This window comes from Arthrobacter sp. SO3 (assembly GCF_020532825.1).
Lineage (GTDB): Bacteria > Actinomycetota > Actinomycetes > Actinomycetales > Micrococcaceae > Arthrobacter.
Window position 1 is genome coordinate 1 of record NZ_MQTS01000001.1, and the last position, 16,694, is coordinate 16,694.

Here is a 16,694-nt window from a genome sequence, read left to right on the forward strand (position 1 = left end):
AAGAAAGGCTGGGACATCCCGGCCCACCTCGCCCACATCGAGTCCTCCGGCACCACCCGCCAGGAAGCCAGCTCACTTCTCGCCGCCCATGCCGGCGCCTGACACCCGTAAAGGACCAAAGATGTTCCCCACACGACTGGAAATCATCCCCTCCGAGGGCATCGTCGAAAAAGTCACGGCGGCCGTGCCCCTCGGCACAACACTCAGCATCACCTGCCTGCCCCACCACGGCATCGGGCGCACCATGCGCGTGGCAGTCCAGCTGGCACAACTGGGCTACACCGTGGTCCCGCACCTCGCGGCACGTGCCCTGCAGGAGCGCTCCCAGCTCGTCGGAATCCTTCGCGACTGCGACGCGGCCGGCATCAGGGAGGTCTTTGCCATCGGAGGGGACTCCCAGCGGGCCGCAGGACCTTACGGCACTGCGGCGGAGCTGATGGAAGACATCGCCCAGTACACCGGCGGCGGCATCTCCATCGGTGTCGCCGGCTACCCCGAGGGCCATCCCTCCGTGGGCGGGCTCGACCTGCTGGACGCCCTGCTGGCCAAGCAGCACCTGGCGAGCCGCATCGTCACGCAGATGTGCTTTTCCGCCCCGAAGATCGTGGATTACGTGGGCCTGCTGCGCCGCGAAGGCGTGGAACTGCCGGTCTGGGCGGGCGTCCCCGGTGCCGTACCCCGAACCAAGCTGGTCGCCCTTGGCACCCAGATCGGCGTCGGTGCCTCGCTGAAATTCCTCAGCCGCAAGGGCCCGCTGGCCCGCCGGCTCCTCAGCGGGGAACGCTACCAGCCTGCGATCTTGATTTCCGAGTTGGCCGAACACCCGGGCAGAATCGCAGGCATCCACTTCTACACTTTCAACCACCTCACCGCGGCCACCGACGGGGCAACCCCGCCCCCCGGCCCCGCGGCAACCGTACTCGCGTCAATTCGAGGAGCAGCAAAATGAAGACCCCGACTGAAACGCTGGCGCCGTCCCCCCACCTTGACCGGCAGCTCAGCAACCGCCACATCCAGCTGATCGCGATCGGCGGCGCCATCGGCACCGGACTGTTCATGGGCTCGGGCAAGACGATCTCGGCGGCCGGCCCCTCCGTCATCTTCGTGTACGCGATCATCGGCTTCATGCTGTTCTTCGTCATGCGGGCGATGGGCGAGCTGCTCTTGAGCAACCTGAACTACAAGTCCTTCAGCGACTTTGCCGCGGACCTGCTCGGCCCCTGGGCCGGGTTCTTCACCGGCTGGACCTACTGGTTCTGCTGGGTGATCACCGGAATCGCGGATGTTATTGCCATCGCCGGCTACTCGAAGGAACTCTGGCCCACCCTCCCGCTGTGGATCCCCGGCCTGGTCACCATCGCCATCCTCCTGCTGCTGAACCTGACCACGGTGCGGGCGTTCGGCGAGACGGAGTTCTGGTTCGCCCTGATCAAGATCGTCGCCATCGCGGCCCTGATCGTAGTCGGCCTGTTCATGATCTTCAGCGGGTTCAGCTCCGACGCCGGACCGGCCAGCTTCAGCAATCTGTGGAGCCACGGCGGCTTCTTCCCGAACGAATTCATGGGCTTCGTGGCCGGTTTCCAGATCGCCGTGTTCGCCTTTGTGGGAATTGAGCTCGTGGGCACCACGGCTGCCGAGGCCAAGGATCCGGAGAAGAACCTGCCCCGGGCGATCAATTCCATCCCCGTGCGTGTGCTGCTCTTCTACGTGGGCGCACTGATCATCCTGATGTCCGTCACGCCCTGGACCCAGTTCAGCGCCGGCCACAGCCCCTTCATCGCCATGTTCTCCCTGGCCGGTCTGGGAGCCGCCGCCACGGTGGTCAACCTGGTGGTGCTGACCTCGGCGATGTCCTCCGCCAACTCCGGCATCTACTCCACGTCCCGCATGGTGTACGGACTGGCCCAGGAGGGCGACGCCCCGGCCGCGTTCGGCGCGCTCTCGAGCCGCAAAGTGCCCCGGAACGCCCTGTTCCTGACGTGCGTTCTCCTGCTCTCCGGCGTCGTGCTGATGTACGCGGGACAGGACATCGGCAAGGCCTTCGACATGGTGACCACCGTGTCCGCGGTCTGTTTCGTCTTCGTCTGGTCCATCATCCTGGCCAGCTACATTGCCTTCCGCAGGCGTCGTCCGCAGCTGCATGACGCGTCCAAGTTCAAGATGCCCGGCGGCATCCCCATGGTCTGGGTGGTCTTCGCCTTCTTCGCCTTCGTACTCTGGGCGCTGACCACCCAGCCGGACACGCTCCTGGCCCTGCTGGTCACGCCGATCTGGTTCGTCCTGCTGGGCATCGCCTGGTACATCCTGCGCCGCCGTCCCGCACACCTGGCCCGCTACGCGGCGTTCCAGACCGAGCTCGCCCAGGACCTGGAACAGGAAACGGTGAAGTAATAAACACCACACGCGCCCTGGGTCCCCTCTGAAAAAGGGCCGCGTCAGCGCTTACGTTGTCGGCGCCGGCTCCGCAGCGGGCACGACGACGGCGCCGGTCGCCGTCGAGTCCGGGTTCAGCATCCAGCCGACCCGCTTCGCGGTGTTGAGCACCACCACACTTTCCACGAGCTGGATTCCGGGGATCCGCAGCTGGAGTGCCTGTTCGGCGCTCATAACGTCCGCCAGGGAATGCAGCCACATCAGGATCACGAAGTTGGTACGGCCGGTGGTGGAAGCGCTGAGCCGGACGTTGCGGAAGTTGCGCAGCTCGGCAGCGGCGGCTTCATGCTGGCCGGGCGGGACGTTGGCGAACCATTGGCAGCTGACCGGATATCCCGAGTAGTTCTGCGCGATTTCGCACCGGAACGAGAGAATCTGGCTGGCCAGCACACGGTTCAGCTGCCGTTGGACGGTGGCCGGGCTGCGTCCCAGGGCGCGGGCAATGTCGGCAGCCGCCGCGCGCCCGTCCATGGCCAGGAACGGGATCAGCTCCAGATGGCTCGGCGGCAGCGGCGGACCCTGATTGCCGGCCGGCGCCGGGCCGGAAGCCTCGGGTCCCGCGAGCGCCTGGAGCGCGGCCTTCTGCGACTTGTCCAGCACGTTCAGCCGCCACGCGTAACCGCCGGAGTGCAGACGCGTGCACAGCGACGTCTGGTACTTGGTCAGGCCCGGGATCACTTTGAGCTGTGCCAGCACGACGTCGCTGAACTGGTCCAGGGTGGGCGTGATGACGGTCAGCATGAGGTCACGGTTGCTGGCAGCCTCCTCCACGGTGACCACTTCGGGGATGGCCGCCAGCGCGGCTGTGACCTCGGCGCGCAGCTTCATCTCGCAGTCCACATCCACCAGCGCCAGGCACATCTGCTTCGGATCTCCCATCAGATGGGCCGTGCTCCAAGCGGCTCCGGAGGCTTTCAGCCGCTCCCAGCGGGCGGCCAGCGTGGTGGCATGGGCGCCCAGAATGCCGGCGGCATCCGACCAGCTGATCCGCGGTGCAATCTGCAGCGCGTTGATCAGCTGCAGGTCCTCCTCATCGATCTCCACCGGAACCTCCTCCGCCACTGAATGAATCCTGTCCCAACAATCATACTTGTGCACGTTTCCAGCCATTTCCAGCCCTGTGATCCCAGTCACCCCACAATGGGTACAAGGCACTTACCAATCGTTCGGAAAGCGGGAGCATATGTCGGTCACAGCGGATGCCAGGGAGCTGCACGGCGAGATCACCCGGCTGCGCCACGAGCTGCACCGGGAACCGGAAATCGGCCTGCAGATCCCCCGGACCCAGGAAAAAGTCCTCAAAGCCCTCGACGGGCTGCCGTACGAGATCACCCTCGGCGAAACGACGACGTCGGTCACCGCCGTCCTCCGGGGCGGCGCACCGCACACTTCGGCCAACAAACCCGTTGTCCTGCTGCGCGCGGACATGGACGGCCTTCCGGTCCAGGAGCGCACCGGCGCAGACTTCACCTCCCGGGTCGACGGCGCCATGCACGCCTGCGGCCACGATCTCCACACCTCGATGCTGGCCGGCGCCGCCACTCTGCTGGCCGAACGCCGCGGGCAGCTCGCCGGCGATGTGGTCCTGATGTTCCAGCCGGGCGAGGAGGGCTGGGACGGCGCCGGCCACATGATCCGCGAAGGGGTTCTTGACGCCGCGGGCCGCCGCGCGGACGCCGCCTACGGCATGCACGTCTTCTCCTCCCTGGAGCCCTACGGCCAATTCGCCACCAAGCCGGGCGTGATGCTGAGCGCCTCGGACGGATTGTTCGTCACGGTCCTGGGCGCCGGCGGCCACGGCTCCGCCCCGCACGCAGCCAAGGACCCCGTCACGGCAGCCGCCGAGATGGTGACCGCGCTGCAGGTCATGATCACGCGGCAGTTCAACATGTTCGACCCCGTAGTTTTGACCGTCGGCGTCCTGCACGCGGGCACCACCCGGAACGTGATCCCCGAATCAGCGCGCATCGAGGCCACCATCCGGACGTTCTCGCACGCCTCCCGAGAACGGATGATGTCTGCCGTCCCCACGCTCCTGAAAGGCATCGCCCACGCCCACGGCCTGGAGGTGGAGGTCGAATACCGCGGGGAATACCCGCTGAGCATCACGGACGAAAACGAGACCCTCACCGCGGAGAGGACCATCCAGGACCTGTTCGGCGACGCCAGGCTGACCCGCTGGGCCACCCCGCTCAGCGGGTCCGAGGACTTCTCCAGGGTGATGGAAGAGGTGCCGGGCACCTTCATCGGGCTCAGCGCCGTCGCCCCGGGGGCGGACCATACCTCCACTGCGTTCAACCACTCCCCCTACGCCACGTTCGACGACGGCGTCCTCGCCGACGGTGCCGCGCTTTACGCGGAGCTTGCCATTAACCGCATTGCCGCGCTTGCCGCCGGCCACCCCATTTCCGCCGCTTCCTAGCCCTACTTCCCGGAGAAAATCATGTCCACCATCACTAACCCGCAGCTCGCCACCCGGGCGGCCACGCGAAAGACCCTCCTCGGCACGGGCATCGGAAACGCCGTCGAATGGTACGACTGGGCGATCTACGCCACGTTCACGCCCTTCATCGCCAGCCAGCTCTTCAGCAAGGCGGATCCCGCCTCGGCCGTGCTGGCAACCCTGGCCATTTTCGCCGTCGGTTTCGTGGCCCGGCCGGTCGGAGGATTCCTGTTCGGCTGGATCGGCGACCGCGTCGGCCGCAAGACGTCCATGACGCTCGCCGTCGGCCTCGCATCACTGGGCAGCCTCATGATCGGCGTTGCCCCGTCCTTCGCAAGCGTCGGGGTCTGGGCGTCACTGACGCTGCTGGTGGCCCGGCTGATCCAGGGCCTGGCCCACGGCGGTGAGCTGCCGTCGTCGCAGACCTACCTCTCCGAGGTGGCCCCGAAAGAGAAGCGCGGCCTGTGGGCCACCCTCATCTACACCTCGGGCACGGTCGGAATCCTGGCCGGCACCCTGCTGGGTGCGGTCCTGAACATGACGATGAGCGCCGATGCGATGAATGACTGGGGCTGGCGCGTCCCGTTCCTCGTCGGAGCCGTTATGGGCTTGTACGCCCTGATCATGCGCTCCAAACTGCACGAGTCCGAGGCCTTCGAAGGAGAGTCGACCACCGAGAAGCGCGCCGCGATCTGGCCGCAGATTGTGCAGCACCGCAAGCAGGCCCTCCAGGTCGTGGGGCTGACCGTGGGTCTCACGGTGATCTACTACATCTGGGGTGTTGTGGCCCCGAGTTACGCCGCGACCGTCCTGAAGATCGACCGCGGGGAAACCCTGTGGGCCAGTGTCGTCGCCAACATTGTGTTCATTGCCGCCCTGCCCTTCTGGGGCAAGCTGTCCGACCGGATCGGCCGCAAGAAGGTGCTCTGGGCCGGAGCGGCCGGAGCCGCCGTCATGCACTTCCCGATGACCTGGCTGCTGAAGGACTCGGCCTGGCAGCTGGCCGTGGCCATGTCCGTCATGCTGATCTTCATTGCCGCCAGCGCCGCGATTGTTCCGGCCGTCTACGCAGAACTGTTCCCCACCAGCATCCGCACCATCGGCGTCGGCGTCCCGTATTCCATCTGCGTGGCCGTGTTCGGCGGGACCGCCCCGTACCTGCAGACCTGGCTCGGTGGCATCGGCCTCGCCAACGCGTTCAACCTGTACGCCGTGGTGCTCCTGATCGTCAGCGCGCTGTTCGTCTTCACCATCCCGGAGACCAAAGGCAAGGACCTGACGCACTAGGTGCACAGCGCCGGGGTTGGGGCAACGGTCCACTCGGTTCGCGGCAGCAGACTTCAACGTCCACCCATTCCGGGCAGTTCCGCCTTGCGCGGAGCTGCCCGGAATCGGTGCTTACCGAGCTTCGCTGATTCCGATTGCCCAGTGAGCTCTCCTTGCTGCTGAGTCCAGTCGGTACCGTGGCGAACAACATCTACCCGGTGCCCGGCACGAGACGCGGCGGTCGACATTCCGTCGGAGGCGGCCGCCATCGCCTACACGAGGGCATGGCGGGTCTCATCATCCACCTTGCCGGTCCCGAGCGTGCGGATTTGATCATCACCCCTTGGTGAGCGGCAGATTCGGATTGCCACCAGACGGGGCCCGGGGGCCGGCAGGTCCCTGATGCCATGGCCGGTGTTCCCGTTGGCCAGGGCCCGGTCACATAGCCTCGGTGTCGCGCCGTCAGCGGCCACCAACAATTCTTCGACGCGCGCGATTTAGACTGCACCCATGTCCGAAACTGAACGAACCATCACAGACCCGGTCTTCGAAGCTGCCTACGAGGCCGCACAAAAGAGCCTTCGAGAGGGCGGCATCCCGATCGGTGCCTCCTTGGCCCGCGGCGGGGTCGTCATTGCCAGCGGCCACAACCAGCGAGTCCAGCATGGCGATCCAATCGCCCACGGCGAGATGTCTGCGCTGCGGGCCGCCGGACGCCAGAAGAGCTACCGGGACACAACCCTCTACACCACCCTGGCACCGTGTGCGATGTGTACCGGGACCATCATCCAATTCAAAATTCCGCGCGTGGTGGTGGGCGAGGCCGAGACGTTCCCCGGCGAATTCGAACTTCTCCGCTCACGCGGCGTCGAAGTGGTGGTGTTGAATGACGCCCGATGCGTCGAGATGATGCGCACCTTCCAGGACGAACACCCTGAACTGTGGGCGGAGGACATCGCCGAGTAGTCCACGCACAAAAGGAGCACCGTTGAAATGGATCAGACCACTCCCCCAGGCCGGCGGCCAGACGCCGTCGTAGAGTCCATTCCTCCGACGGGTCCACCTGAGAGTCGCCAGGACGGACACAGCACCGGGCTGCGCGCCACTGCCCGGCCGATTCGTTGCTCTCCTATGCCGGGCGCCTCAAGGCCGACAGGTAGCCTTCGATGGCGTCAGCGGCCGCCGTCGGGCCTCCGGACCCACGGATGCGTTGCTTCATGGCCCGTACGTTGCGCCGGATTTCCTGATCGTCGCTGACTTCGGTAATCACCGTGCGGATCAGGGCCGGTGAGAGCGGTCCTGCGGGGAGCCGGCGCCCCAGTCCCAGCTCCTCGACGCGGCGGGCATTGGCTTCCTGTTCCGGCTGCAGCGGGAAGGCCACCAGCGGCACCCCGAAGTACAGGGCCTCCATGGTGGAATTCATCCCTGTGTGTGAGAGAAACACGTCGGCGTGGCCCAAAACATCCAGTTGGGGAAAGAACGCGCGGACTTCAACATTGTCCGGGATCTGCCCCAGCTCGGATACCTTGATGCGGTCGCCGACTGCCATGGCCACCTGCCACGGGCTGGCGGCGAAGGCCTCCAGGCACATCCGGAAGAATTCCGGGCGGTCGTTCAAGGGTGTGGTGCCCAGCGAAATGAAGACCAGCGGCCGGTCTCCCCCGCGGGGCTGCCAGGCCTCTTCGGTGCCTCTGTGGCCCATGCAAGGCCCCACAAAGTGGAAGCTCGCGTCAAAGGTCTCCCCCGCGGGCTGGAATTCCCGCGGGATGAAGCAGATGTTCAACGATGCCGGCGGCCCTTCCATGAAGTTGAATTGGGCCAGACCCTGTTCGGCAGCGAAATCATCGATCAGCTGGCAGATCTGTTTCCAGGCCTTAATCATTTCGGCCGGCGCGCGGGCCGGCATCAGCTCCCGTAGGGAGAAATATTCGTTGGCGGCGTAGGTCGGCAGCAGCGCAATGTCGGGCACGGCGAGCTTCATGGCGGCCATCTTCCCCGCCAGGGTCATGGCGTCGTAACACACCGCGTCCGGCGGGTCCGCGGCAAGCCGGGCCATTAGGGCGGGGAATTCCTCCCTCGCCCTCTCCAGCAGCCGCTCAAGGAGACCGGACATCATCCCTGATCCCAGGCCCGCCAACATCCCCGTCCGGGGAGACCCCGCACCGTCAGGCGGGCTGCCGACCCGCGGAAACTGGGAGGCGAGGTCCTCGCCGCTCTCAAAGAAGGCCGCGCCGGCGAACTCGACCGCCGCGGCGTACTCGGCCGAGGTTGCATACGTGACACGGTGGCCCCGCCGGACAAGCTCGGCAACAACCGGCAACGTGGGATTCACATGGCCCGCGGCAGGCAGACAAATGAAGGCAAAATGCATGTTCGCTGCTCCTCCGACGGGCAGGGACTACCCCGTCCACCGGCGAAGCCCGCCGGATAGCGGGTCTTCCATCATCGTACGTACGTGCCGTCCGGATGGCCATGAGTCCATTCCACCGGGACGGCTCGCACGGCCCCCACCGAAGACACAGGGCAGAACGCCGCCCCAAGGTCGAGCCGCCCCTATCCGCAGCTGACCGCTTTATTCCGGACTGGCATATCCCACGGGGCAGTTACCTCCAAAAACTAGCGTTCACTGAACTGGCGGCGGGCTGCCCTCGACCTCCCTGGCCTCGAAATGGCTGAGGAGGTCGCCTGTGCCTTGGGGCATCACATATCTGCCGCACATGGTTTTATTGTGCCCACGGGACCGCGGGAGGTCCATTGTCCTCATTGAGATCTGGCCCTTCATGAGCCGACGGGATGACGACGGCCCGGAGATCCGTTCCGGTCCTGCACCTTGAGGTCGCAGGAGGCCGGCAAGCGGTAGGACATCCTGCGGACGTAGGGATTAACCGCCTGATACGGCCGAAGGCTTCCTTATTTGTTGTCCCCACCCAGACCTTCGATGCCCCGGACCTGGGCCATTGCATGACACTAAGCATGCTGATAGAACCGTGCTTACGGCCGCCTTCGACGACCGTGAATCGAAAGGACGTGCAGTCATGGGTTTTCTCGCGTTTCTCATTCTGGGTCTTATCGCTGGCTCCTCTCCATCCTGGGTGCCGTCATAGTCCTCCTGATCGATGGCGCCGTTGCCGGCCGCAGAAGCAGGGCATAGAGGCCACGTCCGGCGCCGTCCTGTCCAAAGAACTACGCGGAAGCATGGTCCATTTGGATCTGGAAGCAACCGACGGGCCACGCATCGCCTTGATAGACGTGCCAGGAGCCCGCGTCAGCCCGCGCGAGGGAACCAGCGGCCGCTTCCCCGAGGCGGCCCACGTCTAAAAGCTGGCCTATGGCTTTCGCCCAGAACCGGTGGTCGCATCACCAGTGAAATCTCTCCGGAGGATGAGTCTCATGTCCCATATACGACGTTTCGACCATGTCGGCATCACTGTTGCTGACCTCAACGCGGTGATGGCGTTCTTCGTCGGCCTGGGTCTCGAGGTCGAGGGGAGGACATTCGTGGAGGGCGAGTTCCTCGACACGGTCATCGGCATCCCCGACTCCCGCACTGAGATCATCATGCTGCGGCCGCCCGACGGAGGTACCCGACTGGAGCTCTCAAGCTTTGCCCGGCCCGCACACCGGCCCGGATCGCCCGCGGCGATGGCCAATGAGCTGGGGCTGCGCAACGTGGCCTTCGAGGTCGACGATCTCCAGGCGACCGTCGACCAGCTTGCGGCGGCCGGCTTCGGGCTGGTCGGCGGCATCGGTCAGTACGAGCACGTCTGGAGCATGGCCTACGTGCGCGGTCCGGAGGGGATTATCGTGTCACTTGCCCAACGGATCGGCTGACCCGTGTTCAGCCGCTACTCCGGCCCCTCACGTGTTGCGGCGGTCAACGAATCGCCACCCCAGCCGACCTTCTGATAGCCCAGCACCGGTTCGACAAAAACGCATCCCGGGACGTCGATACATAGCCGCGCCGGGCGGGAAGCGAGCCCTTGTGCGCCTTGCGCCCTGGGAGGGTTCAAACTTTGCAGAGCTTTGATTCCCGCCAATCACGGCCATAAATCCAAGCCCCGAAATATTTCGGCAGGGACCTGGGCTGCCTATTTGCCGGCCGTCCTTTTCGTTTCGGCCGCCGGAGGAAGTTCCCCGCCTGCCCGGCCTGGAGGCGTCGATTCCTGCAACCTGACCCGCGCATGCAGGACGTCACCGATAAACCAGTCGTAGATCAGCACGCCGATCACGCCGCCGACCAAGGGTCCGACGACCGGGACCCAGAAATACCAGCTGAAGGCCCCTTCAACGGTGCCCGGCAGCGCCGTCTGCCCCCAGCCGGCCATCCAGGCAAACAGCCGCGGCCCGAAGTCACGGGCCGGGTTGATGGCGTAGCCTGCATTCGCGCCCACGGACATGCCGATGGCGGCCACCGCCATCCCGATCATGAACGGACCCAGGTTCGCCTGAACGGCCGTATTGCGCATGTCGATGATGGCGACCACGAACATGACAAGGAACGCAGTGCCGACAATCTGGTCGACCAGCGGGCCCACGGGATTGCCGTTGAAGTAGGGAGCAGGGAAAGTGGCGAAGATGGAATAGCTGGCAAGCCCTTTGGGATCAGCACGGCCAGTGCCGACGGCCTTGTTGAAGGCGTCGATAGCATCGTGATAAAGCAGGTACACCATCGCGGCCCCGGCGAAGGCCCCCAGTACCTGGGCCACGACATAGGGGCCGACCTTGCTCCAGGGAAATTTACGCCGGACCGCGAATGCCACGGTCACGGCCGGATTGATGTGCGCTCCGCTTACGCCACCGGCAACATAGATTGCCATGGTCACAGCCAGGGCCCATCCCCAGGTAATCAAGAGCCAGTCTCCGGCGGCCATGAAGATCGTCGTCGACGTCGCGGCCCGGCCCGATCCTGGCAGGGCGGCGACTGCCATAGCCACGACACCATCGCCGAAGGAGATCAGGACAAAAGTGCCTAGAAACTCTGCAAGAAGTTCACCCCAAGTCCCGCCCAATCGCTTGAGGCCACTGCCGTTGCGGACCGCATTCCTTAGCGGACTGATATCACTCATCGCGGGTGCCTCCCTTGAGTCATCTGCTTCACCTGCGTAAATTGACAACCCCAGTAGACATATGCTACGCGGGGCAGCTGCAGGATTCCATAGACTAAAGACTTGAGCTCCGGGAGCCACATCAAAGGCAGCGCGCCCGCACCGCGTCGGCTCCCCCTGGCTGGCAGGCCTCGTCAGTGCAAGGGCGATCTGTCGTGATTGCGTGGCCCCCGCTAGACTTAAATTGCGCCGCAGAAGACGCAGAGTTCGTATCGGGAGAGGCACGATCATGACCGACAACAGCGGCTTCGAACACACCCCGGATGAGGCAGGCCCGGAAACGAAGCCAGAAGAACCAGAAGAACCAGACCTGCGGGGCCGGTACGTCGAAGGCGACTTTGGCAAGGCCGGTGTAGAGCGCGGCCGTCATGCCGCCGACGAGGAAGGCCAGTATGTCGAAGGGGATTACGGGACGGCAGGAAGCGAAGGCGGCCTGCCCGAACCTTTGGGAAACAAGGCCAAGGCATCGGGACGCTACGTCAAAGCCGACTACGGGAATGCGGGATCGACTCCGGACCGCACCGCTGAGTCCGAAATCGGACAGTACTCCGAAGGCAACTACGGGACGGGTGGTGACGTAGATCCCCTCCGCAAGCCGGGTGCCGGTACAGAACCGATAGGCAGCTCAGATAAGTAAAAAGTTGTGCAGCAAGCGCCGGCATCGACTGACGAGACTCCTGTCTCACCCGATAGGCACGTCGCACCCTCCGGGAGCCACGACGACCTAAGCCGGTGCGAAGTCAGCGGTCAGCATGACTTTCGAGGCGGAAATAGCCACGGGACGGATTACTGATTCCAGCCCGGGTTTGCCTCGGCATCTGACGACCGGGGCCTCGACCCCACCCCGGCGTCGGCGTCATCGATATAGGGCCGGAGGGCCAACAAGTGTTTGGCCAGCGCGACTTCCGGTTGCCCAGGGTGCGCTTCCACATATGCCCTCAGTTGTTCCCGTTCACGCTCGCCCTCCGGATCGGGCCGGGCCATCAACGTCTCGATAACGTCTATGGCCTGCCGCCGAATGTCCGGCATCTGCTTGCCACTGGGAACCTCGACTGTCCTGAAGGATATTAGACCGTGACGTAAAGGCGGAGGTCCGCCCGGGCTCGGTTCCGGAAACGAAGACGGACTGGTCGACATCTGATGTCCCTTATTCCTGTTCCAGTTGAACCTGAAACGGATCCACGGCCATACGCGCTCCCAGGAGCGGGTGCTCGACGCGGAGGACTATAACATCAGTCTACGCTCGGACCACAAGGCCTGAAGGCTGCTTCTGGCGCCTCCGAGCCACGGTCCGGGATCGGCTCGGCCGGATCCCGGACTCCGACGCCGAAGCATGCGAGGTCGTGGATGGCACCGCCTGGTGATCGCCTGGCTAAAGCACTGTTGATAGCATGTGGGCGCGGGCTGCCAGCCGGTCGACGACGGATCCCGAAAGCCGGGCCGCGAAAACGTGCGTGCCGCCCGCGAGCCCGCGATGGTGCTTGCCCCGGTGCGGATGAGTGCCCCGAGGATGATGGCCGCGGCTTTTCCCGGTTCCAGCAAATGCAATTGGGCCTGAGCGATGAGAGCTAGGAACGGCACCACAATGATGTCTCCCTACATCCACACCCACGAACCCACACTCGCGGGCACCAGTATGGACGCCACGTAAATGCCTGCGGTAACACTCCAGAAGACCCTTCGTGCGCAAACGCACCGGAACACGCTTCACAGCGTTGGTATATGCCACCCGGGGTGACGCGCGACGCTGATTGCGTCAAGCTAGTTGAGACTTAGACCGCTTGGCCTAGAGGAGGTATCGGTGGACCGTGGCGGGACCGCATTGGCTGCACGCGGGCTGGTCAGTTAAGGAGCGTACCGCTCTTGACGACGTTGATCATTGGGGAAAGTAACTCCAGAAGGCTCAGCGCCTGATCATGCTCAGCGTCGCTCTGGCCAGCGCACGCATCCTCCACGACTGTCACATATCGACCTGCATCCGCGGCGCCCAGGGCGGTCGCGAGGATGCAGCAGTCCGTTGCCACACCGGTGAGGATAACCTCTTCCCCGACCGCAATCCGTCCGGCCAGCTCGTCCCCCCATTTGGAGAACGTCGGAAGGTCAATGGAGCCACGGACCTCAATGTCTGGAAGTTCGATATCCCAAAGGGAATCATCGGGATCCAGGCGCATGCTTCGCCAGCGGTCGTAGTACGAGGACCACGAGCCTATCTCCGCAGGGTCGGGGATAAAGCGCGTGATGATAGGTTCCAGCCCGGAGCCTGCCAGGCGGGCAATAATTCGGGCCGCTTCGTCGTACCGCGGGATGTGCCACTCCCCTGGCTGACGGAAGGCACGTTGCATGTCAATCACAACCAGATGGCGCTTGGCCTCGCCCGTTGAAGTCCTGGTCCTGCTAGCCATCACCATTTTCTGGCCTTTCTATCCGGCATAAGGATCGGCGATGCCGATGTATTGGGTCGTGGTGTACTCCGCGATGCCCTCGGAGCCGCCTTCGCGGCCGAGGCCTGACTGTTTGACGCCGCCGAAACGGGGCCGCGGCATTGGAGATAACGCCGGCGTTGAAGCCAACCATGCCGAATTCGATCTGTTCGGCGACGCGGAGGAGCCGGTTGAAGTCGCGGCTGTATACGTAGGAGGCCAGGCCATATTCGCTGGCATTGGCGAGCCGGACGGCGTCCTCCTCGGTGGTGAAGGTGGTGACGGGTGCGACGGGGCCGAAGATTTCCTGGCGGAGGATCTCGGCGCCATTCGGCACGTCACCCAGCACGGTGGGCTGATAGAAGTACCCCTCGCCCTTAATGGGAGCCCCGCCAGTGACCGCGGTGGCGCCGGCGGCGACGGCGGCGGTCACCAGGGCGTGGACGTCCTCCCGGGCACCGGCATCGATGAGGGGGCCCACCTGGGTTTCCGGGTCGGTGCCGCGGCCGGTAGTCAGGTCGCCCATGGCGGCGGCGAATTTCCGGGTGAATTCCGCCGCAACCGATTCCTGGACCAGGAACCGGTTCGCGGCGGTGCAGGCCTCGCCCATGTTCCGCATCTTGGCTGCCATGGCCCCTTCGACGGCCTTCTCGAGGTCCGCGTCCTCGAACACAATGAACGGGGCGTTGCCGCCCAGCTCCATGGATGTTCGCAGGACATTTTCTGCGGCAGCCGCCATGAGTCGTTTCCCGACGGGGGTGGAACCGGTAAACGAAACCTTGCGCAGCCGCGGGTCGGCCAGCAGCGGGCCGGAGATCCCGGAGGCGCTGGATGAGGCAACGACGTTGAGCACCCCGGCGGGCAGGCCGGCGTCGAGCATGGTCTGTGCGAAGAGCTGCGCCGTGAGCGGGGTGAGCTTGGCGGGCTTGAGGACCATGGTGCAGCCGGCGGCGATAGCGGGCGCCACTTTCCGGGTGGCCATGGCCAGCGGGAAATTCCACGGGGTGATTAGCAGGCAGGGTCCCACGGGTTTGTGCTGGACCAGGATCTTGTTCCTGCCTTCGGGGGTGGTGAGGTAGCGTCCGTAGTCGCGAACTGTTTCCTCGGAGAACCAGCGCAGGAACTCTGCCCCGTAGGCGACTTCGCCGCGGGCCTCGGACAGCGGCTTGCCCATCTCCAGGGTCAACAGCAGCGCGAAGTCCTCGACGCGCGCGGTGACCAGGTCGAATGCGCGGCGGAGGATCTCGGCCCGTTCACGAGGTGCCGTCCGGGCCCAGTCAGGCCAAGTCCCGGCGTCGTTGTCGCTCTGACGCGTTCCTGGCACAACAAGCCAGGGATGGTGTTGCCTGGCCCAACGTCGGGTAGCCACGACGTCGTGGCTCAGTTGCTCAGTCAGGGCGTGAATACTTGAAAAGTTTTGCTGCTCCCGAAGCTTGACGGCCAGAACCACGCTGAGTTTCCGTCCGTAGAGATCCTCGCTGAAGTCAAGCAGGTGGGCCTCAAGTAGTTTGATTCCCTCCTGGGCGTAACAAGTCCGTCGTCGCCCAATGGAAACTGCCGCGACGGCCCATTGTCCGGAGTCGATCCGGACCACTGCCGCCCATACGCCGTCTTCGATCTGGTCGTCGACAAGTTGAACGTTGGCGGTGGGGAAACCGAGCGTCCTGCCCCGTTCGTCGCCGTGTTCGACGACGCCACGAACCACTGTCATGGCCTTATTCCGGGGCTGGGCGTTGCCTTGGCCGCTTCGAGTACGTGATCCAGCCACGCCACCCGATTGCTGAATCGCCTGACCTTCGACGGCGCAGCCCAGCGGAAATTGTCATGTTCGTCGTTGATGGTCAATTTGCGTCGCGCGGTAACCGCCGTGAATGTGTGCACCAGCCATGGATTGCCCCCGTGGTCTGTTAGCAGAAGCGGTTCTCCGTGCCGGAAATCGATCAAGTCGTTTTCAGCCAGCCCTGTTTCCTCCTGAAGTTCCAGGAAGGCCTGCTCCTCGGGGGAGGCCCCGGCCTCAAGATATCCTGTGATGCAGTGCCAGCGTCCGCGGTCATGTCCGACGGACTGGCTTCGCCTGAACCCGAAGCCTTCCCGGGAGAAGCGGACGTGTCCGTTAGATTGGCGACTGGGCCAACATCGGCAATCAACCTCATCACCCAGCGCGCGTCCTGCACCGGGAATGTCGCCGTGGAACGCATCGATGGACCTCTGATCCCCCATTCGAATGCCGCGGCTCTGGCCCTCCTGGACGGCGCCGCATTGACGGATGACGGAGAGATTCTGCAACCCCTCGACTTTCTGATGTGCGGCCCGGAAACGAAAGGAATTCTGTTCAAGAAAGCTCTCGTGGCTACAATCTTTGTGTTCCCGAGATGACGCCGAGCGACGGCGATTCGCTGCTGACCAGCTGGACCCTCCGTCACATCACGGCGCAAATCGGCAACAACGCCCCGGCGATCGCCCGGCTCGTAGAGCCGGGCGATCGCCTGGGTTTATGCCTCCACCGCGCTCCGGCGCCAGGTTGACAGCGACCTGGGTCTGTCCGACCTCCACGCTGACGCCCTGGGTGAGGTCCTTCTGTCCGATGCCGGATACCTTCACTGGCCTCACCCTGTCCGTCGTGGGCGTCTCCAGCCTGGTGGGGACCTGGATCGCCGGCCCCACGGCGGATTCCCATCCGCGGCGCTCCGTGCTGTGCGCAGTTGCTCTGCTCGTGAGCGCCTGCGCCCTCTTGCCTGCACTGGGTGGCACGTGGGTGGGTGAACTCGTGCTGGTGACCTGTGGAGAACCGCTTTTGGGGCCATCGGCATCTACAATCAGGCAGCGATCCTCCGCGCCGGTGGTGAACACAAGGACGCGGCCAACGGGCTGACGGTCGTCACCACCCAACTCGGCATCGCCGTCGGCGCGGGGTACGGCGCCCTGGCCCTGACCACCGCCGGCGCCCAGTTCGTCCCGCTGGCAGCAGCAGTCCGGACGGCGGCAGCCCTTGCGATCATCATGGCCAGCCGCCGCGGCGGCTACCCC

The 16,694-nt window shown here is 64.7% G+C and carries 13 protein-coding genes and 2 pseudogenes; 8 read left to right on the forward strand and 7 right to left on the reverse strand.

Features of this window, described 5'->3' with window-relative positions; genetic code table 11:
• The first annotated feature begins 121 nt into the window (after positions 1–121).
• Complete coding sequence (locus tag BJQ90_RS00005) at positions 122–949, forward strand: methylenetetrahydrofolate reductase (protein ID WP_226758269.1); 828 nt, start codon at positions 122–124, stop codon at positions 947–949.
• Positions 946–2,391 carry an amino acid permease gene (locus BJQ90_RS00010; protein ID WP_226758270.1) on the forward strand — a complete coding sequence of 482 codons (1,446 nt, stop codon included), beginning with the start codon at positions 946–948 and terminating at the stop codon, positions 2,389–2,391. Before BJQ90_RS00005 ends, BJQ90_RS00010 begins: the two co-directional genes overlap by 4 nt.
• Before the next feature lie 51 nt (positions 2,392–2,442).
• Here BJQ90_RS00010 and BJQ90_RS00015 read toward each other — a convergent pair whose 3' ends face one another.
• Positions 2,443–3,495, reverse strand: a complete 1,053-nt coding sequence (locus BJQ90_RS00015) for an Lrp/AsnC family transcriptional regulator (protein ID WP_413463614.1) — start codon at positions 3,493–3,495, stop codon at positions 2,443–2,445.
• A gap of 121 nt (positions 3,496–3,616) precedes the next feature.
• Here BJQ90_RS00015 and BJQ90_RS00020 point away from each other — a divergent pair, with 121 nt between their 5' ends.
• The 3 genes from BJQ90_RS00020 (at position 3,617) to BJQ90_RS00030 (ending at position 7,108) form a co-directional block, all read left to right on the forward strand.
• Positions 3,617–4,855: a M20 metallopeptidase family protein gene (locus BJQ90_RS00020; RefSeq protein WP_226758271.1), complete on the forward strand. Its 1,239-nt coding sequence runs from the start codon at positions 3,617–3,619 to the stop codon at positions 4,853–4,855.
• Between the two features lie 21 nt (positions 4,856–4,876).
• Positions 4,877–6,163 carry an MFS transporter gene (locus BJQ90_RS00025; protein ID WP_226758272.1) on the forward strand — a complete coding sequence of 429 codons (1,287 nt, stop codon included), beginning with the start codon at positions 4,877–4,879 and terminating at the stop codon, positions 6,161–6,163.
• A 489-nt stretch (positions 6,164–6,652) separates the two neighbouring features.
• Complete coding sequence (locus BJQ90_RS00030; protein WP_226758273.1) at positions 6,653–7,108, forward strand: nucleoside deaminase; 456 nt, start codon at positions 6,653–6,655, stop codon at positions 7,106–7,108.
• Positions 7,109–7,271: 163 nt separating this feature from the next.
• On the opposite strand, the gene BJQ90_RS00035 is transcribed toward BJQ90_RS00030, so the two are convergent.
• Positions 7,272–8,513, reverse strand: coding sequence for a macrolide family glycosyltransferase (locus BJQ90_RS00035; RefSeq protein WP_226758274.1), 1,242 nt, complete (start codon positions 8,511–8,513; stop codon positions 7,272–7,274).
• Between the two features lie 1,019 nt (positions 8,514–9,532).
• Between BJQ90_RS00035 and BJQ90_RS00040 the strand changes: the two genes are divergently transcribed.
• Positions 9,533–9,973 carry a VOC family protein gene (locus BJQ90_RS00040; RefSeq protein WP_226758275.1) on the forward strand — a complete coding sequence of 147 codons (441 nt, stop codon included), beginning with the start codon at positions 9,533–9,535 and terminating at the stop codon, positions 9,971–9,973.
• Positions 9,974–10,230: 257 nt separating this feature from the next.
• Here the strand turns inward: BJQ90_RS00040 and BJQ90_RS00045 are convergent, their stop codons facing one another.
• Positions 10,231–11,208, reverse strand: coding sequence for an MIP/aquaporin family protein (locus BJQ90_RS00045; RefSeq protein WP_226758276.1), 978 nt, complete (start codon positions 11,206–11,208; stop codon positions 10,231–10,233).
• Positions 11,209–11,476: 268 nt separating this feature from the next.
• On the opposite strand from BJQ90_RS00045, the gene BJQ90_RS00050 reads away from it, so the two are divergent.
• The gene (locus BJQ90_RS00050; RefSeq protein ID WP_226758277.1) at positions 11,477–11,884 is read left to right on the forward strand and encodes a hypothetical protein; all 408 of its coding nucleotides are present in this window, start codon (positions 11,477–11,479) and stop codon (positions 11,882–11,884) included.
• A 1,204-nt stretch (positions 11,885–13,088) separates the two neighbouring features.
• On the opposite strand, the gene BJQ90_RS00055 is transcribed toward BJQ90_RS00050, so the two are convergent.
• From BJQ90_RS00055 to BJQ90_RS22825, 4 genes and pseudogenes are all read right to left on the reverse strand, one after another.
• Entirely contained in the window at positions 13,089–13,649 is a 561-nt protein-coding gene (locus BJQ90_RS00055) for a cysteine hydrolase family protein (protein ID WP_226758278.1), read from the reverse strand.
• Between the two features lie 18 nt (positions 13,650–13,667).
• A pseudogene (locus BJQ90_RS00060) lies at positions 13,668–14,943 on the reverse strand (NAD-dependent succinate-semialdehyde dehydrogenase); the annotation flags it as partial.
• Positions 14,944–15,030: 87 nt separating this feature from the next.
• A pseudogene (locus tag BJQ90_RS22820) lies at positions 15,031–15,378 on the reverse strand (riboflavin kinase); the annotation flags it as partial.
• Entirely contained in the window at positions 15,375–15,698 is a 324-nt protein-coding gene (locus BJQ90_RS22825; protein WP_226758307.1) for an NUDIX domain-containing protein, read from the reverse strand. The gene BJQ90_RS22825 and the pseudogene BJQ90_RS22820, both read right to left, overlap by 4 nt.
• On the opposite strand from BJQ90_RS22825, the gene BJQ90_RS00075 reads away from it, so the two are divergent.
• Positions 15,594–16,043, forward strand: coding sequence for a HutD family protein (locus BJQ90_RS00075; RefSeq protein WP_226758279.1), 450 nt, complete (start codon positions 15,594–15,596; stop codon positions 16,041–16,043). The genes BJQ90_RS22825 and BJQ90_RS00075 overlap by 105 nt on opposite strands.
• Positions 16,044–16,694 lie beyond the last annotated feature (651 nt).

Excerpts from the sequence above, each read along its gene's own strand:
- BJQ90_RS00045 (WP_226758276.1), bottom strand. The coding sequence starts at position 11,208 with ATGAGTGATATCAGTCCGCTAAGGAATGCGGTCCGCAACGGCAGTGGC.
- BJQ90_RS00010 (WP_226758270.1), top strand. The coding sequence starts at position 946 with ATGAAGACCCCGACTGAAACGCTGGCGCCGTCCCCCCACCTTGACCGG.
- BJQ90_RS00025 (WP_226758272.1), top strand. The coding sequence starts at position 4,877 with ATGTCCACCATCACTAACCCGCAGCTCGCCACCCGGGCGGCCACGCGA.
- BJQ90_RS00040 (WP_226758275.1), top strand. The coding sequence starts at position 9,533 with ATGTCCCATATACGACGTTTCGACCATGTCGGCATCACTGTTGCTGAC.
- BJQ90_RS00035 (WP_226758274.1), bottom strand. The coding sequence starts at position 8,513 with ATGCATTTTGCCTTCATTTGTCTGCCTGCCGCGGGCCATGTGAATCCC.
- BJQ90_RS00005 (WP_226758269.1), top strand. The coding sequence starts at position 122 with ATGTTCCCCACACGACTGGAAATCATCCCCTCCGAGGGCATCGTCGAA.
- BJQ90_RS00020 (WP_226758271.1), top strand. The coding sequence starts at position 3,617 with ATGTCGGTCACAGCGGATGCCAGGGAGCTGCACGGCGAGATCACCCGG.
- BJQ90_RS00055 (WP_226758278.1), bottom strand. The coding sequence starts at position 13,649 with ATGGCTAGCAGGACCAGGACTTCAACGGGCGAGGCCAAGCGCCATCTG.
- BJQ90_RS00050 (WP_226758277.1), top strand. The coding sequence starts at position 11,477 with ATGACCGACAACAGCGGCTTCGAACACACCCCGGATGAGGCAGGCCCG.
- BJQ90_RS00030 (WP_226758273.1), top strand. The coding sequence starts at position 6,653 with ATGTCCGAAACTGAACGAACCATCACAGACCCGGTCTTCGAAGCTGCC.